Here is a 14686-nt window from a genome sequence, read left to right as displayed (position 1 = left end):
CTCCCCCTCCGGGGTCAAGAGAGCCGCGGCATGAACACCACCGGTTTTAGAGAACGCCGCCTGACCGTCACCTAGCTCGCGTTGCGCTCGAAGAAGGGTCGAGGGGTGCATGGCAAACGTCGGAACGAAATCGTGACGTACCCGCTGCGTCACCTGGTCGATTGAAGCCGAGCCGCACACACCGCACGCGCTCGAGGTAAGGAACGGCTTCGTGATCACCGGGGCTGTGGTGATGGTGCGGGTGGTGAAATCCATGACGTTGTAGGTGTTGCGTTCGAAGCCGGAGTCGTCTTCGACGACGGCACCGTCGCAGTAGCGAGCTTCGCGAATATCATCGCGGTTCGTGATGTAACCCTCGGCATGAAGGAAGCCGTGGATGAGTTCAACGTCGTGGCCAGGGGTGCGCATTGTCATGGAGAGTTGCTGGCCGTTGAGACGAATGTCGAGGGGTTCTTCAACGGCCACGGTGTCGGGTCGCTCAGAATGGTAGAGCTTGCCGTCCCGGATTCGTATGCGCGTCAGGCGCGTCGATGCTGTCACTCGTCCCATAGACTCTCACCCTAACTCCATTCGTCCGCTGCGGCACGGCCTGTACCCTTGCTTCGTGACCGTGAAGGAATCCTCGTCGAGAACTGCTGCCCTCGCCCATGCGTTGCGCGGCTCGAAGTTCCTGATCGTGGGCGGCCTTGTGTTCTTTTTTGATGCGGCGATGTATAACGTCCTCGTGTTTTGGAGCCCGACGCATGGCTGGGGCGAGGGGCTCATGCACAGCCAGCCGATCCTTGCGAAGATCCTCGCGATTGCTGCGGCTAGCTGCCTCACGTATCTCGGGAATCGCTTTTGGACGTATGGGGATCGCGCCAAGCCGCACACGGCACGCTCGATTTTCGCGTTCGTCGTCGTGAACGTGATCGCGAGCGCGCTGCAGCTCGGCTGCCTGGGGTTTTCCCGCTATGTTCTCGGGCTGGATTCTGCCTTCGCGGATAACGTGAGCGGCACATTCATTGGCCAGGTGGTCTCCACGACGTTCCGGTACTTCACGTACGGGAAGTTCGTTTTTCCTGAGGCGGAGGGGTCCGACGCCACCTAGACTCGAGGTGAAGCATCTTCTGAAAGGCGTGAATCATGAACATTTCACAGAGTCGTGACGGATCTGAGCACGCTGCTCCGCGGTGGGCATGCGATGTGACGCGCGATCATGGGAAAGGGTCGCCGTCGGCATCAGGCGAATCGGTCATTCTTTCGCCGCACGCGATTCGCGTCCCGGGACTTGCTCGAAATCAGAGCGAGGCGATTGAGGAGGCGGGCGATCTCCTCGTTGAGCTCGAGGCGATCGATCCGGCGTATGTTGAAGCGATGCACGAGCGTGAGGCCGCGGTGTCGACGTTTATGGGGTATGGCGTTGCGGTTCCCCATGCAACGAGCGAAGCAAAGAGCAATATTCACCGCACGGCGATGAGTGTCGTGAAGTATGACGAGCCGATTGCTTGGGGTGAAAGCGGCGAGGAGAAGGTGTCGTTCGTTGTCGCCATTGCGGGCATTGGCGATGAGCATCTGATGCTGCTTCAGGCGATCTCGCAGGTGTTTGCGGAGGAGGATCGCCGCCGGGCCCTAGCGGAGGCGGAGGCGCCGCTCGAGGTTCTCGCGGTGTTTGACCCTGACTTCGAGGAGATTCGCGGGCTGTGAGGATGGCCCGCACGAGAGGGTTCCAACAAGGTCACCTGCAGCGTCATTCGGTAGGGTGGCCTCACTAAAATTTTCCCGCTGGTGTTTGTCCATGTGGCATACCGGCTCGTCGAAAGGCACATCATGGTTGAACGTACCGTCAAAGTCGCTTCGGCTTCGGGCCTCCACGCCCGCCCCGCCGCCATTTTCTCGAAGGCCGCCGGTGAGCAGCCCGCGAAGGTCACGATCGAAAAAGTTGGCGGCGCGCCGATCGACGCCTCGTCGATCCTCATGCTCATGACCCTTGGCGCCGGCGCTGGCGACGAAGTCACCCTCCGTGCCGAGGGCGACGGAGCCGAAGAGTCGGTCAACAAGCTCGCGGAGCTTCTCGAGACGGATCTCGACGCGCAGGCCTAAGCACCAACTACACCTCTGTTGGATGATGAAGGGGGCATGCCGAGCGGCATGCCCCCTTCGCTTACATTCAGCCCGTTAGAGTCCGAGTTCCTCAATGATGGGGAGCTTCGCACGCACGGTCCGCTTGCCTTCGGCGGCGGTCGGTGCGCACACCGCGAGACGAGCGAGTTCGCGCGCATCTGCCAGCGACACGGTCGACAGGACTTTCGCGACTGCTGGCAGCGATCGAGGCGTCATCGACAGGGAGTTCACACCGAGCCCCACGAGGACGACCGCGAGCGCGGGGTCGCCCGCTGCCTCACCGCATACGCCCACGGGCTTGTTCGCGCCATCGCCGAAGGCTTCCGGGTCGCCACCCGCGACCCGCGCACCCGTCGCCGTAGCGCCCACGAGCGCGAGGACGGCAGGCTGCCACGGATCGTTGAGCTGCGCGAGGGAGCCGAGCATGCGGTCGGCAGCCATCGTGTATTGCGTGAGGTCGTTCGTACCGATCGAGGCAAAGTCGGCTACGCCCATGAGGTGATCGCTTGTGAGGGCCGCGCTCGGAGTTTCGACCATGATACCTGCGCGCTCCACGCCAGCGGAGCGTGCCATCGATACGAAATCTTCGGTGTCCTCGAGTGTCGAGATCATCGGTGCCATGACCCACGGCTCAGCGCTCGTCTCGTGGCTCGCTTTTGCGATTGCCTTCAGCTGGTTCTCGAGCACCGAGCGCTTCTCCCACGAAGTGCGATAGGCCCGGACGCCAAGCGCGGGGTTCGGCTCGTCGGCATCGGTCAAAAACGGAAGCGGCTTGTCGGCACCCGCGTCGAGTGTGCGGATCACGACCTTCCTACCCGGGAAGTGCCGAAGCACCCCCGCATACGCCGCGGCCTGCTCCTCGATACTCGGCTCCTCGTCGCGGTCGAGGAAGCAGAACTCGGTTCGGAAAAGGCCCACGCCGTCAGCATTGGCCTCGGCGGCAAGTGCTGCGTCCTTTTCACCGCCCACATTGGCGAGCAGTGGAACGCGGGTACCGTCGGAAAGTTCCGCTCCCCCACCTGAGTACGTAAGGGGGTTTTTCACGAGCTCGTACCAGGTGGCGGAGAGTTCCCGCTCTCGGTCGCCGAACTCACTGGTCACGGTGCCGGCGGCGCCATCCACGTACACGACCGTTCCCGGCTCGATGCTCTCGACGCCTTTCGCGGCGACAACGGCAGGAATCCCAAGCTGGCGCGCGAGGATCGCGGTGTGCGACTGCGGGCCACCGTCGGAGGTGATAAGCGCCGAAACGATGGTCGGGTCGAGGGTTGCTGTGTCGGCGGGGGCGAGGTCGATCGCGGCGAGTACGAAGCGCTCGGTCGAGAACGGGATGCCGGGCGCCTGTTCGCCGCGGAGATGGGCGACGATGCGTGCGCGCACGTCCTTCACGTCGGCAACGCGCTCGGCCATGTAGCCGCCGAGGCCCTCAAGCATCGTGGCAACCTGATCACCGGCTTCCCACACGGCGCGTTCGGCGCTCATACCGGCGGTGCGTACAAGCTGCTCCGCGCTCGTTGTGAGCGTTGGATCCGCCGCCATTTGCGCTGTCGCCTCGAGAACGGCTTTGCCGTCGCCGTGTGCCGCCTCAGCGCGCTTCTCGAGGTCGGCCTTGACCGCGGCAGCGGACTCGGCGATTCGGGCGGCCTCGGTCTCGCGCGGTTCGCCCTCGGGGAGGGAGTCGTTAAGGGGAGGCTCGGCAACCGGCGGCGCCATGACCTTGACGGGGTCGATCACGCGTCCGGGGCTTACTGCGACGCCTTTGTAGTCAGTCATTGTTCTCCGATCTTCGCGCAACGCCGCTCAGTCTCACGAGCGAGCGCGCTCCTGCGGTGTGCATTGCGGGCGATATGGGCGCGGCGCGCGGCACATTCGGGACTTCCAGGGCGAATGCTCGCGCCGCAGCGGTCTCGGGCGCCCACGCGCCGCCCCTTATGAGCTCCCTCACGGTATCGCAACAGGCTGCGAGAAATGCTGGAACGCTGCCCTCAAAAGCGCCTCGAATCACACACAGACTTCATGCTTTGGTCTCTTCGAATGCGGTGGCAGTGAACTGCATGAGTTTCGCGGCGGGGGATTTTGCAAAGCCTAGTGCGGCGCTACGTTTCGTTCGCTTCGTGTCACTCAAATGGCAACATTCCAACCACTCGGATTGGATCGAAGGTCGCAGTGCGACTACAATAGGGCCGCCGCATCGCGGCACTCGGCAACGACGCCCCTGTTGTTTAAAGGAGAACAGCAATGATCGCACGGAGGACTTTCCTCACTCTCACGTCCGCTGGTATTGCGCTTGGCGCGCTCGCAGCATGTTCCAACTCCTCCGGTGGCGGTTCCGCTGGCGGGGACGACTCTGTCGAGGTTTTCACGTGGTGGGCCCAGGGCTCGGAGAAAGCAGGCCTCGACGCTCTCGTCAAGGTATTCAACGAGCAAAACCCCAAGATTAAGTTCGTCAATGGCTCCGTCGCGGGTGGTGCGGGCAGTGCCGCAAAGGACATGCTCCAGTCGCGCTTGCAGACCAAGAATCCGCCCGACACTTTCCAGGCGCACGCGGGTGGCGAGCTGACCGATTACATCAATGCTGGCCAGATCGAAGACGTCTCTGGACTCTACGACGAGTTCGACCTGCGCAAGGCCTTCCCTGACAGCCTCGTCGAGCTCCTCACGGTGGATGGCAAGATCTACTCGGTGCCGTCCAACATTCACCGTTCGAACGTCGTGTGGGCATCGGCAGCCGTGCTCGAAAAGGCCGGTATTGACCCGAAGGCTGTCCCCGAGACGTTCGATGCCTGGCTCGCCGATCTCGAAAAGGCCAAGGCTGCGGGTGTCACCGCGCTTTCTCTCGCGGCACCGTGGACGCAGGTCAACCTGCTTGAAGCAGTGCTCATGTCCCACCTCGGCGCGGACGCCTACAACGGCCTGTTCGACGGCTCGACTGACTGGGCAGGTGCGGAGGTCGCCACGGCAATCGCGGCGTTCGAGAAGCTCGTCAGCTACACCAACTCCGACCGAGATTCGCTCGATTGGCCCGAAGCGACAGCCCTCGTGATCGACGAGAAGGCCGCCTACAACGTCATGGGTGACTGGGCCGTTGCGGCATTCCAGGAAGCCGGCAAGGAAGACATGAAGGACTACGTCTACTTCGAGGTGCCCTCGGCCGCCTCTGGCGACAAGATCTTCGGCTTCCTCGCGGACTCCTTCACCCTGCCCGTGGGCGCACCGCACACCGACAATGCGAAGGCGTGGCTCAAGACCATCTCGTCAGTCGAAGGCCAGGAAGCCTTCAATCTCGCCAAGGGCTCGATCCCTGCGCGCACCGACGCTGATGTCTCGAAGTTCCCGGCGTATCAGCAGTCCGCGCTCGAGTCCTTCGCGCACGACAAGATCTGCGCCTCGATCGCCCACGGTGCGGCAACGTCGGTCGCGTGGCTCAACGCCATTTCCGACGCAACGAGCAAGTTCACCTCCGGCGCGACCGACGCCAAGGCGTTCCAGGCCGAGCTCGTTTCCGCCGCCGAATCGAACATGAAGAAGTAAGCTCCGCTTTCACATCGGTTTCGGGGCCGGGACTCTCATTTCCGACGCACGCCCGGCCCCCACCGATGCCACTTCCACCCTAGGACCAGGCATGAAAAAGTATGCGGCGCCCCTGCTGCTCATCTCGCCTTCGCTCATTCTCGTGGGGATCTTCGTCTACGTGCTTATGGCACAAAACGTGTGGACCTCTCTCACTGACAACCACACGGCAGCGCAAGCGAACGGCGTGCAACCCAGTAAGTTCGTTGGCCTCGATAACTACATCGCTCTTCTCTCGAGCCCCGATTTTCGCCACTCACTCATGAACCTCGTGATTTTCACGGTGGTGTTCTTGGGTGGCGCGATGATCACCGGGTTCGTGTGGGCGTGGCTTCTCGATCGCCCCATCAAAGGTGGTCGAGTGTTCCAAACCATCTACCTTTTCCCAATGGCTGTGTCCTTCGTGGCCTCGGGCGTGGTGTGGCGCTGGCTCCTCAACTCCAACCAGGGCGAGAGTGCAAGTGGGCTTAACCGCCTCTTTCAGATGGTGGGACTCGGCTTTCTCCAAAACCCTTGGTGGAACAACATCACGTGGGGCATCGCCGCGATTGCCCTTCCAGCGATTTGGCAGCTGAGCGGCTACGTCATGGCGCTCTTTCTCGCCGGCTTCCGCGGCGTTCCCGATGAGCTTCGCGAAGCGGGTCGCATGGACGGTGCGAGCGAGTGGCAAATCTACCGCCACGTGATCTTCCCGCAGCTCACCCCCATCATCATGAGCGCTCTCGTGATTATCGCGCACATGAGCCTCAAGAGCTTCGACCTCATCATGTCGATCTCGAAACCCTCGAACTACCAAACCAAGATCCCCGCCGTGGACATGTTCGTGTTTAAGTCGAGCTTCGATTACGCGAACGCGGCTGCCGTCGGCACGATTCTTCTCATCATCGTAGGTGTCCTCATCGTTCCTTATCTCATTCAGCAACACAGGGAGCGTCGGTCGTGAACACCTCCTCGATTTCTCCGTGGCGGTTCGCCCGCCTCACCCTTCTCCTCATCGGCGTCGTCCTCGTCCTGATTCCCGTCTATGTCCTCATCGTCACGAGCTTCAAAACGAGCGGCGATGCCTCGGCCGCCCGCGCGTGGGCGCTTCCAAGCGAGTGGACGCTTGAGAACTGGGCGGAAGCCTGGGAAACGCTCTCGCCTGCGATGGGACGTTCGTTTGCGATGGTCATTCCCTCGACGATCATCTCCTCGGCTCTCGGGTGCATGAACGGCTTTGTGCTGTCTCGCTGGCGTTTCCCCGGGGCGGATGTCGTATTCACGTTCCTCCTGTTTGGCATGTTCCTGCCCTATCAGGCCGTGATGATCCCCCTGCTCTCGCTCGTGCTTGCTCTGCCCATCGACTCGGGCGTTCCCTCGCTTATTCTCGTGCACGTCGTGTTCGGTATCCCGATCTGCACGCTCATCTTCCGCAACTACTTCGAGACGGTTCCCGAATCGCTCATCGAAGCCGCCAAGGTTGATGGCGCGGGGATGCTCCGCACGTTCTGGTCCGTTGCGCTGCCCATCTCGATTCCCGGTTTCGTGGTGGTCATGATCTGGCAGTTCACGAACGCGTGGAACGACTTCCTGTTCGCGGTGTTCTTCGCGACCCCGATGAACGGCCCGGTGACCCTCGCGCTCAACAACCTCGCCAACGGCGCGCTGCTGACCAACTACGGGGTGTCGATGGCGGGCGCACTTCTTGCTTCGGCTCCCACCCTCGTCGTGTACATCCTGCTGTCGAAGTACTTCATTTCGGGCATGATGAGCGGCTCCGTCAAGGGCTGAGAGCTCAAGCCACCGCGAAAGAGTAGGCATCGCGGGCACGCGCGGGGACCGTCGGACCGCAATGGTCCTGGAAACTCCCCCGCTCGTGCCCTAAGATGTCGAGGGCTGCACATGCAGGTCGTATGCCACCGGCCCCTCGTTTTCTCATCTCATCGCAGGAGGCTCGCATGGCACGCACGCAAGGTTTTGATCCAGAAAAATACATCGAGCTGCAGTCGAAGCACATCGCCGAAAGGCGCGCTCAGATCGGCGGGAAGCTCTACCTCGAGATGGGCGGCAAGCTTTTCGACGACCTGCACGCTTCGAGGGTTCTTCCCGGGTTCACACCGGATAACAAGATCGCGATGCTGTATGAGCTGAAGGATGAGCTCGAGATCCTTATCGCCATCAACGCCCACGATATTGAACACGACAAGATGCGCGCCGACCTTGGTATCACGTATGAGGAGGACGTTCTGCGCCTCGTGGATGTGTTCCGCGAGCGCGGTTTCCTCGTCAACACGATCGTGCTCACGCAAATGGACGATCGTAACGAGGCGGCGTCGCAGTTTAAAACTCGCATGGAGCGGCTCGGTTTGACGGTCGTGCGCCACCGCACGATCAAGGGCTACCCGGACCCGACCCTCGTCGTGTCCGAGGAGGGGCTTGGTCAAAACGAGTGCGCGAAAACCGAGCGCGACCTCATTATCGTGACGGCGCCGGGGCCGGGATCGGGCAAACTCGCGACGTGCCTGTCGCAGATTTATCACGACCACAAGCGTGGAATCGCCTCGAGCTACGCGAAATTTGAGACGTTCCCGATCTGGAACCTTCCGCTTGAACACCCCGTGAACCTCGCCTACGAGGCGGCAACGGCGGATCTCGACGACGTCAACCTCATCGACCCGTTCCATCTCGAAACGTACGGTGAAAAGGCCGTCAACTACAACCGCGATATCGAAGCGTTCCCCCTGCTCAGGATCCTCCTCGAACGCATCCTCGGGCAGTGCCCTTACGCTTCTCCGACCGACATGGGCGTGAACATGGCCGGGTACGCGATCACCGACGACGACGCCTGCCGCGAGGCCGCGACGCAAGAGGTTGTGCGCCGCTACTTCAAGGCCCGTGTTTCCGAAAAAAAGCTCGAACTTCCCCCGCTCGAGTCGCAGCGCATCAAGCTCGTGATGGCCAAGCTCGGCGTGGACGAAACGATTCGCCCCACAGTGAAGCCTGCTCTCGCCCTCGCCGAAAAAACCGGCGGGCCTGCTTCGTGCCTCGAGCTTTCCGACGGCACCCTCATTACAGGCAAGACCTCAGACCTGCTCGGTGCTTCCGCTGCCATGCTCCTCAACGCGCTCAAGCATCTCGCGGGGATTCCCGAGGATGCCCTTTTGCTGTCGCCCGAGTCGATCAAGCCGATCCAGACTCTCAAAGTCGATCACCTGGGCTCACGCAATCCGCGCCTGCACACCGACGAAGTGCTCATCGCCCTATCGGTCTCCGCGGGAAGCGACAAGAATGCAGCCGCCGCGCTCGCGCAGATTAAGAACCTGCGCGGCTGCGACGTGCACACCACGACGATCCTCGGCTCCGTCGACGAATCAGTGTTCCGCGCCCTCGGCGTGCTTGTGACGAGCGAACCGGCATTTGGCAAGAAGACCCTCTTCCATAAATAGGAGGCGCGCTGGGGAACGCCGTTCCACGGTTTCCGATCTCCATGCTTCGGTGAACATTCCATAACGATGCGCGGCAATGGCGTCACCGCGGCGCCGTTGCCCTGCCACAATTGTGGAGGCGGCACTTCCGACGCTGCCACACGAGGAGGTTCCCCGATGCCTTACTGCCTTCCCACCCGTCCCACCGGCGTTCTCGGCGCAACCGCCGCGATCCTCCTCGCCGTCGCGAGCCTGACCGCGTGCAAAGGTGGCGGCGAGAACGTCGCCGACGGATCGGCCCACGCCGCAGAGTCCGCCCCAACTACCGAGAGCACCCCAACCAAAGCACGCGACACTAACGGCGAGTCGACGGAAGACGAGCCCTTTAGCGGCGAACCCGAATACTTCGATCCCGAAGGAAAAACACCTCCCGAGGATCTCAATGGCATGAAACTCGAGCGCTCGGAACTCTCACCCTTCGACGAGGGGTCCTACCGTTACGAAGCGCTCTACTCCGCGCCGAATGGAGACGACGAGACGCGCATCGTCCGGTTCGAGATGCAGACCAGTTCGTCGACACTTTTCACCTACCTCAAGGACTTTACGGACGAGGAGTACGTTTTCACGAGCGGCGAGTGGCACTGTGTCGAGGCCGAGTCTCACCTCGCCACTAACGACTCCCCCACGTGCGCGCAAATCGTCCCGAAATACAATCTTTACCTCGAGGTGTCCTCGAACGCCGATGGCTTTGAGCCGCTCGTGCGCCTCGGTGACGAAATCAAAGACGCGTTCCTCTAACCTTGTGCCTTGCGATCACCGATGAAGCAGCCGAATCCTCAACCCACTGCGTCAACGCGCGCGAACAACACGTTTCTATGGACGCTGCTCGGATGTGGCGGCGCATTGTTTGCGCTCGCAGCACTCACTGTTGCCGGGCTTCTTGCCTTCATGTTCCTGGGCGATAGGGAAGAGCAAGCGTCGGACCCCTCCCCCGATACCTCAAGCTCCCAGGCTGTGTCCCCCAAATCCGGAGAACCCGAAACGGTGGGCGATACCCACCTTGCTTATTCCGAAGCCCGCGGGGAAGACCCGGATCACGATTACGTCGTGCGCGCCCGCTACGAAGATGAGAGCGGCGGCGGGTTCGAGATCGGGATCGAGAATGATACGGGCCGCACGTTTGAAGAGGACACCGCCGGCCTCATGAACCGGCAAGACATCGGGCCTTGGGTGTGCGGGACGCAGTACGAGATGAACGTCTGCATGGCCGACGACGAACGTGGAAGAATTCTCCTCGTTCCGCTTGATACCGACGCCGCCCTCAGCACCATTGCGGCCTGGGGTGAAGAGTTTATGGAGCAACTCAAATAGCCGAAGTAGGTCTCGCCCCGCACACCACGCCGTAGATTAACGGAAACCCTAGTATCCCTTCGGTGTGATGTGTAATACTGACGAACGGCACAGCGTTACAGTCAGCTACGCTATCCCTTGTGCGCGTGCGCACACCGCCCCACCCGATGAGGACCCCGCACATGTCGAACAACCAGTGGAATCAGGCTCCAATCAATCACGGTGCGGTGCAGGGGCAGCCCGCTATGGGATACCCGGGCGCTATGCCACAGCAAAAAAAGAGCAATACCGGCCTATGGGTCGGCTTCGGCTGCGGCTGCCTCTTGCTCCTCGCTCTCCTGATCGGCGTCATCGTGCTCGCAGTGATGCTCATGGGCGGGGATGATTCAAGAGAATCGGGAAACGAACGCACGACGACATCGGCTGCAGCACCGGCACCAAATCCAGCGCCCGCCCCCAACGGCGGCGACAGCCCGGCACCAAATCCCGCTCCGGCTCCCAACAATCCTGGCAACGACCCAGGGTCTGCTCCCATGCCACAACAGCCCTCGGGCGGCAGCAGTTCAAATAAACCGCAACAAGTCGGTGATTACACACTCGCCGGCGTTGGAACAGGCAATACTGTCGGTGCGGATTACGTCGCTGCCTACAGCAACAGCGCAATGGACATGATCGAAGTGTCGGGCGCGGCAAATCCCACGCTCAGCCCCGAGGATGAAAAGAAAACCATCACTGACGGACAAGAAATCAACGGCTGGACGTGCGGGACCTTCCAAGGAGACCCGAGCCAAAACATTTGCGTGAAATCTTCCAACGGCACCGACGTCGTGAAGGTGATCGGCACGCCAGATGCCCAAACTCTCGCCAACTTCGGTGATCAGTTCATCGCAGCCGGAGGAGCGAGCTCATGACCCAATTCACGCCACACGGCGGCCACCTTCCCGGAATACCGACCGCAAAGAAGAGCAGGACCGGCCTGTGGGTTGGCCTCGGCTGCGGCTGCATCGTGCTGCTCGCCCTCATCGTCGGCGGCATCATCCTCGCGTTCGCGCTCATGAGCGGGAATGATTCGAAGGAATCGGGCGGCGACGACACGACCACGTCGTCTACAGCTCCCGACCCGAGCCCACAAGACGACGGCCAAAGCGATCCAGCGTCGGCACCACCAAGCGATGAGGGCGGGGACGAACGGACCTCGCAGCCCGCACCGACACCGGAACCCGAGCCCGACGACGGCTCCGGGCCAGTCGAAGCTCGGGGCGGCGAACCCCAAAAGATCGGAGACGCCGTTCTCGTCAACTCCGGGGAGCCCCACCAAGCCCCTCAAAACTTTGACTTCCATTCCGTGTACCAAATGCCCGACGGCACCCAGATCGAAGTTGGAGTCGGCAAGAACACCGACCGTAACGCTGAGAGCGTTGCGAAGACCCTCCCTAACCCCCAAAAAATCGGCAAATGGACATGCGCCGTGGAAGAGTCCAGCTCACTTACCGGCTGCATCACGCAAGACGCCACTCACGGCTACGTGGCGATTGGAGCCAAGACGCTCGCCCCCAACGAACTCGCAGCATGGGGCGACGAACTCCTTGGAGCGTTGAATGAACAACAATAATTGGCAGCAGACCCCCGATCCCCACGCAGAACCAACCGAGTACCAGGCTGGCAGCCCTTACCAAGCACCACAGGGCGGCACTCCAATGACCCAACCGGGCCCGGTACCCCCGGAAAAGAAAAACAGGATGGTTCTGTGGGTCGCGATCGGGATGGGCGTCGCATTCGTGCTCCTTCTCATCGCCGGTGGAGTTCTCGCCTTCATGCTCATGAACAACAAAGACAAGGAAGCGTCGGACTCTAAAGACGACACGACCACGAGCGCACCCGCGCCCGCCCCGAACCCCAAGGCTCCCGTGAGTGATGGCGGTGGGGATAACCCTGTACCTAACCCCAACCCGGCTCCAGCACCTGGTCCGAACCCAGCGCCGCAGCCGAACCCCAACCCGGCTCCGAATCCAGACCCGAATCCCGGACCTCAACCTGCACCGGCCCCAGGGCCCAACGGTCCTGACCCTGGCCCCCAGCCGGCGCCGGGACCGAACGGGCCGGATCCCGCCCCGGGCTCGAATCCCAGCGGCGGCTATACTCCCCCGGATCAAGTGGGAGATTTCAAAGTCGACGAAAGCCAACCGAAACTAGATTTCGGTGATGTTGAGAAGGTGTACTCCTCACCAAACAGCTCTGCGATCTTCTGGGTCGAGGTATTCCACGATACCGAGAGCGGTCGACTCTTTGTCCAAGATCTTGACGCGACCGGAAAACAGATCGGCAACTGGAAATGCCAAGAAGACGCCTTCGTAGAGAACGGCGGCGACTGTTACGCCCAGGGCCCTGGCGGCGCGATCGTGCTCATTATGGCCTCCAATGTGAAAGACCTCAACGAGATCGCCCAGTTCGGCGATCAGCTTGCGACCGCGCCACACTAAAGCACCCGAACGGGAGCACACACAGCGTGGGGGTGAGATGTGCGAGCCAAGGCAAAGACGCCGAGGTGCATTCCGTAAGCAAAAGCTCGTCAGGATCCTCCCGCCTGCGTTTTTCAACCCCTGGTGCTCTCACCGCAATTTTGAGATAGGCAACTCTAGGTTTCCATCGATGTGATGTGTAATACTGACTGGCGCCTGCGCCTACATTGGCGTCTGCGACACGTCCCGTCCGCTTCTCGCACCTTCGCGACCCAGCACAGCAGGAAGACATCGAACATGAGCAACCCCGAGTGGCAGCCAGGAGCTGCTTCGAGTGCAAATCCGAACGGCAACCAAGGCTACGACCAGCAGCCCTCATACGATCAGGGCAATTTTCAAGGGCAATACAACCAGCCCGCGGGATACCCCGGCGGCGGTATGCCTCCACAGAAGAGGAGCAAGACTGGACTGTGGGTTGGAATCGGCTGCGGTGTTCTCCTCCTGCTCGCTCTCCTGGTCGGTGGAGGCGTCCTCGCGTTCACGCTCCTCAATGGCGACGACAAAAAAGAGGTTCCCGCCTCAGAAGTGAGCTCCGCGGAAAAGGACCTCAAGGGCAAGGACGACAAGGGGAACACGAATAACAACGGGGGTTCAGCTCCTGCTCCGAACCCCGCGCCCGGTGGAAACAGCAGCGACAGCCCTCAACCTGACGACGTCAAGAATATCCCCCAGCCGATGCCCCAACCTGGCACCGGGGGCAACGACCCGCAACCCGGGGACGGCGGCAATAGCCCTCAGCCGGGACAAGGCGGTGGAGACGCTCCGCAGCCCGGCGGTGGAGGCGGAGTGGCATCGGGGAACCTTCCTCAACAGGTTGGCTCGACAAGCCTCGACCCCTCGTTCGGCGATGCCGGAATCGGCGACGTTGGCGGAACCTACGTCTCTCAGGATATGACTCTTGTCTATATCGCTTCGATCATCAATGACAAAGACACCCAAGACATGTTCACAAAGTACGGAAGTGGAGAAAAGAAGACCGTAGGCAGCTGGACATGCGAATCCAAAACCACGAATAGTCATACGTGCTACAAACAGAACTCTTCCGGCGCACTCGTCTATATCATCGGTGCAAACGCCGGAGCGCTGAGTCCCGAAGACGTTACCGCCTGGGGCGACGAGTTCATTTCGAAGATGGGATAGACATTCTCGCCTGGACTTCCCACTCCTCAAAAACGACAACAAAAGTGCAAGAACCCTTCGTAAGGTAATTGCAAACTACTCAGCGGCTCCGCCAGCGCATTTAGCCCATGCCATCCCGCCCGAAAGCGGCGATGATCTCGATAAAGGCGAAAACCTCGCGGAGCCGCACGAGTCCAATGGCATGATTCCGTCGGAGCGTAGCAACACTTGAGCACAGACTCGGTGGCCAGACAGGCAGGGGCCGCTCCAGGACAAGATGCCGGCGAAGCTTCGGGCACCGGCTCCTGACTATCGCCTCACCTACAAAGCATCTAACACCGGCGAAAAGGTGGGGCAATCAGCCTTTCTCCTCGATGCCCTCGATCGACGGATAAGTTCAGTGACTAAGCGAGCGAGAGCGCTCAGCTAGCTGACTCTCTTCACCATGCGGGCAGCGCGATCGGTAAACACACGGATGATGCAAGCATTCGCATGAAGGCAAAAGAAAACCCCGAACCTTAGCTCAGGGGTATTGGCTCCAAAAATTCGGGCGTTAAATGTGGGGAGCCCCGACCCTAGCGGCCGGGGCTCCACCCTCAAAGAATAGTTCGGCGGTGTCCT

Annotated in this window: 15 protein-coding genes; 13 read left to right on the top strand and 2 right to left on the bottom strand. The window is 61.2% G+C overall.

What is annotated here, in order from left to right; translation table 11 throughout:
- Positions 1–549 (bottom strand): formate dehydrogenase accessory sulfurtransferase FdhD (locus HMPREF3157_RS02065; RefSeq protein WP_210386253.1); only part of this gene is annotated, 549 nt, incomplete at its 3' end.
- A 55-nt stretch (positions 550–604) separates the two neighbouring features.
- Between HMPREF3157_RS02065 and HMPREF3157_RS02060 the strand changes: the two genes are divergently transcribed.
- The 3 genes from HMPREF3157_RS02060 to HMPREF3157_RS02050 all read left to right on the top strand — a co-directional run bounded on the left by HMPREF3157_RS02060 (position 605) and on the right by HMPREF3157_RS02050 (position 2082).
- Positions 605–1090, top strand: coding sequence for a GtrA family protein (locus HMPREF3157_RS02060; protein WP_034371652.1), 486 nt, complete (start codon positions 605–607; stop codon positions 1088–1090).
- Between the two features lie 35 nt (positions 1091–1125).
- Positions 1126–1686, top strand: coding sequence for a PTS mannitol transporter subunit IIA (locus HMPREF3157_RS02055; protein ID WP_070435392.1), 561 nt, complete (start codon positions 1126–1128; stop codon positions 1684–1686).
- Positions 1687–1809: 123 nt separating this feature from the next.
- Positions 1810–2082: an HPr family phosphocarrier protein gene (locus HMPREF3157_RS02050; RefSeq protein ID WP_034371649.1), complete on the top strand. Its 273-nt coding sequence runs from the start codon at positions 1810–1812 to the stop codon at positions 2080–2082.
- 75 nt (positions 2083–2157) lie between these two features.
- Here the strand turns inward: HMPREF3157_RS02050 and ptsP are convergent, their stop codons facing one another.
- Positions 2158–3876, bottom strand: a complete 1719-nt coding sequence (gene ptsP / locus HMPREF3157_RS02045; RefSeq protein WP_070435391.1) for a phosphoenolpyruvate--protein phosphotransferase — start codon at positions 3874–3876, stop codon at positions 2158–2160.
- A 465-nt stretch (positions 3877–4341) separates the two neighbouring features.
- On the opposite strand from ptsP, the gene HMPREF3157_RS02040 reads away from it, so the two are divergent.
- The 10 genes from HMPREF3157_RS02040 (at position 4342) to HMPREF3157_RS01995 (ending at position 14086) form a co-directional block, all read left to right on the top strand.
- Positions 4342–5634: an ABC transporter substrate-binding protein gene (locus HMPREF3157_RS02040; RefSeq protein ID WP_070435390.1), complete on the top strand. Its 1293-nt coding sequence runs from the start codon at positions 4342–4344 to the stop codon at positions 5632–5634.
- Positions 5635–5725: 91 nt separating this feature from the next.
- Positions 5726–6616 (top strand): carbohydrate ABC transporter permease, encoded by an 891-nt coding sequence (locus HMPREF3157_RS02035; protein WP_070435389.1) that lies wholly within the window; start codon positions 5726–5728, stop codon positions 6614–6616.
- Positions 6613–7443, top strand: coding sequence for a carbohydrate ABC transporter permease (locus tag HMPREF3157_RS02030; protein ID WP_070435388.1), 831 nt, complete (start codon positions 6613–6615; stop codon positions 7441–7443). The genes HMPREF3157_RS02035 and HMPREF3157_RS02030 overlap by 4 nt, the downstream gene beginning before the upstream one ends.
- A 167-nt stretch (positions 7444–7610) precedes the next feature.
- Complete coding sequence (locus HMPREF3157_RS02025; RefSeq protein WP_070435387.1) at positions 7611–9098, top strand: DUF1846 domain-containing protein; 1488 nt, start codon at positions 7611–7613, stop codon at positions 9096–9098.
- A 156-nt stretch (positions 9099–9254) separates the two neighbouring features.
- Positions 9255–9875: a hypothetical protein gene (locus HMPREF3157_RS02020; protein ID WP_070435386.1), complete on the top strand. Its 621-nt coding sequence runs from the start codon at positions 9255–9257 to the stop codon at positions 9873–9875.
- 9 nt (positions 9876–9884) lie between these two features.
- A complete protein-coding gene (locus tag HMPREF3157_RS02015; protein WP_141740580.1) occupies positions 9885–10448 on the top strand; it encodes a hypothetical protein in 564 nt (187 codons plus the stop codon).
- Between the two features lie 161 nt (positions 10449–10609).
- Positions 10610–11338 carry a hypothetical protein gene (locus HMPREF3157_RS02010; protein ID WP_070435384.1) on the top strand — a complete coding sequence of 243 codons (729 nt, stop codon included), beginning with the start codon at positions 10610–10612 and terminating at the stop codon, positions 11336–11338.
- On the top strand, positions 11335–12039 hold the full coding sequence (locus HMPREF3157_RS02005) for a hypothetical protein (protein WP_016663713.1): 705 nt from the start codon (positions 11335–11337) through the stop codon (positions 12037–12039). The genes HMPREF3157_RS02010 and HMPREF3157_RS02005 overlap by 4 nt, the downstream gene beginning before the upstream one ends.
- Entirely contained in the window at positions 12026–12907 is an 882-nt protein-coding gene (locus HMPREF3157_RS10475; protein ID WP_016663712.1) for a flagellar basal body-associated FliL family protein, read from the top strand. The genes HMPREF3157_RS02005 and HMPREF3157_RS10475 overlap by 14 nt, the downstream gene beginning before the upstream one ends.
- A 276-nt stretch (positions 12908–13183) precedes the next feature.
- Positions 13184–14086 (top strand): hypothetical protein, encoded by a 903-nt coding sequence (locus tag HMPREF3157_RS01995; protein WP_016663711.1) that lies wholly within the window; start codon positions 13184–13186, stop codon positions 14084–14086.
- Positions 14087–14686 lie beyond the last annotated feature (600 nt).

Origin of the sequence: Dermabacter sp. HMSC06F07 (assembly GCF_001807345.1) — a bacterium.
GTDB classification, from domain to species: domain Bacteria; phylum Actinomycetota; class Actinomycetes; order Actinomycetales; family Dermabacteraceae; genus Dermabacter; species Dermabacter hominis.
This window is presented reverse-complemented; position numbering and strand designations above follow the sequence as displayed.

Bases quoted from the DNA above. Each gene is read 5' to 3' on its own strand.
- HMPREF3157_RS02055 (WP_070435392.1), top strand. From the start codon at position 1,126: ATGAACATTTCACAGAGTCGTGACGGATCTGAGCACGCTGCTCCGCGG.
- HMPREF3157_RS02050 (WP_034371649.1), top strand. From the start codon at position 1,810: ATGGTTGAACGTACCGTCAAAGTCGCTTCGGCTTCGGGCCTCCACGCC.
- ptsP (WP_070435391.1), bottom strand. From the start codon at position 3,876: ATGACTGACTACAAAGGCGTCGCAGTAAGCCCCGGACGCGTGATCGAC.
- HMPREF3157_RS02040 (WP_070435390.1), top strand. From the start codon at position 4,342: ATGATCGCACGGAGGACTTTCCTCACTCTCACGTCCGCTGGTATTGCG.
- HMPREF3157_RS02035 (WP_070435389.1), top strand. From the start codon at position 5,726: ATGAAAAAGTATGCGGCGCCCCTGCTGCTCATCTCGCCTTCGCTCATT.
- HMPREF3157_RS02025 (WP_070435387.1), top strand. From the start codon at position 7,611: ATGGCACGCACGCAAGGTTTTGATCCAGAAAAATACATCGAGCTGCAG.
- HMPREF3157_RS02020 (WP_070435386.1), top strand. From the start codon at position 9,255: ATGCCTTACTGCCTTCCCACCCGTCCCACCGGCGTTCTCGGCGCAACC.
- HMPREF3157_RS02010 (WP_070435384.1), top strand. From the start codon at position 10,610: ATGTCGAACAACCAGTGGAATCAGGCTCCAATCAATCACGGTGCGGTG.
- HMPREF3157_RS02005 (WP_016663713.1), top strand. From the start codon at position 11,335: ATGACCCAATTCACGCCACACGGCGGCCACCTTCCCGGAATACCGACC.
- HMPREF3157_RS10475 (WP_016663712.1), top strand. From the start codon at position 12,026: ATGAACAACAATAATTGGCAGCAGACCCCCGATCCCCACGCAGAACCA.
- HMPREF3157_RS01995 (WP_016663711.1), top strand. From the start codon at position 13,184: ATGAGCAACCCCGAGTGGCAGCCAGGAGCTGCTTCGAGTGCAAATCCG.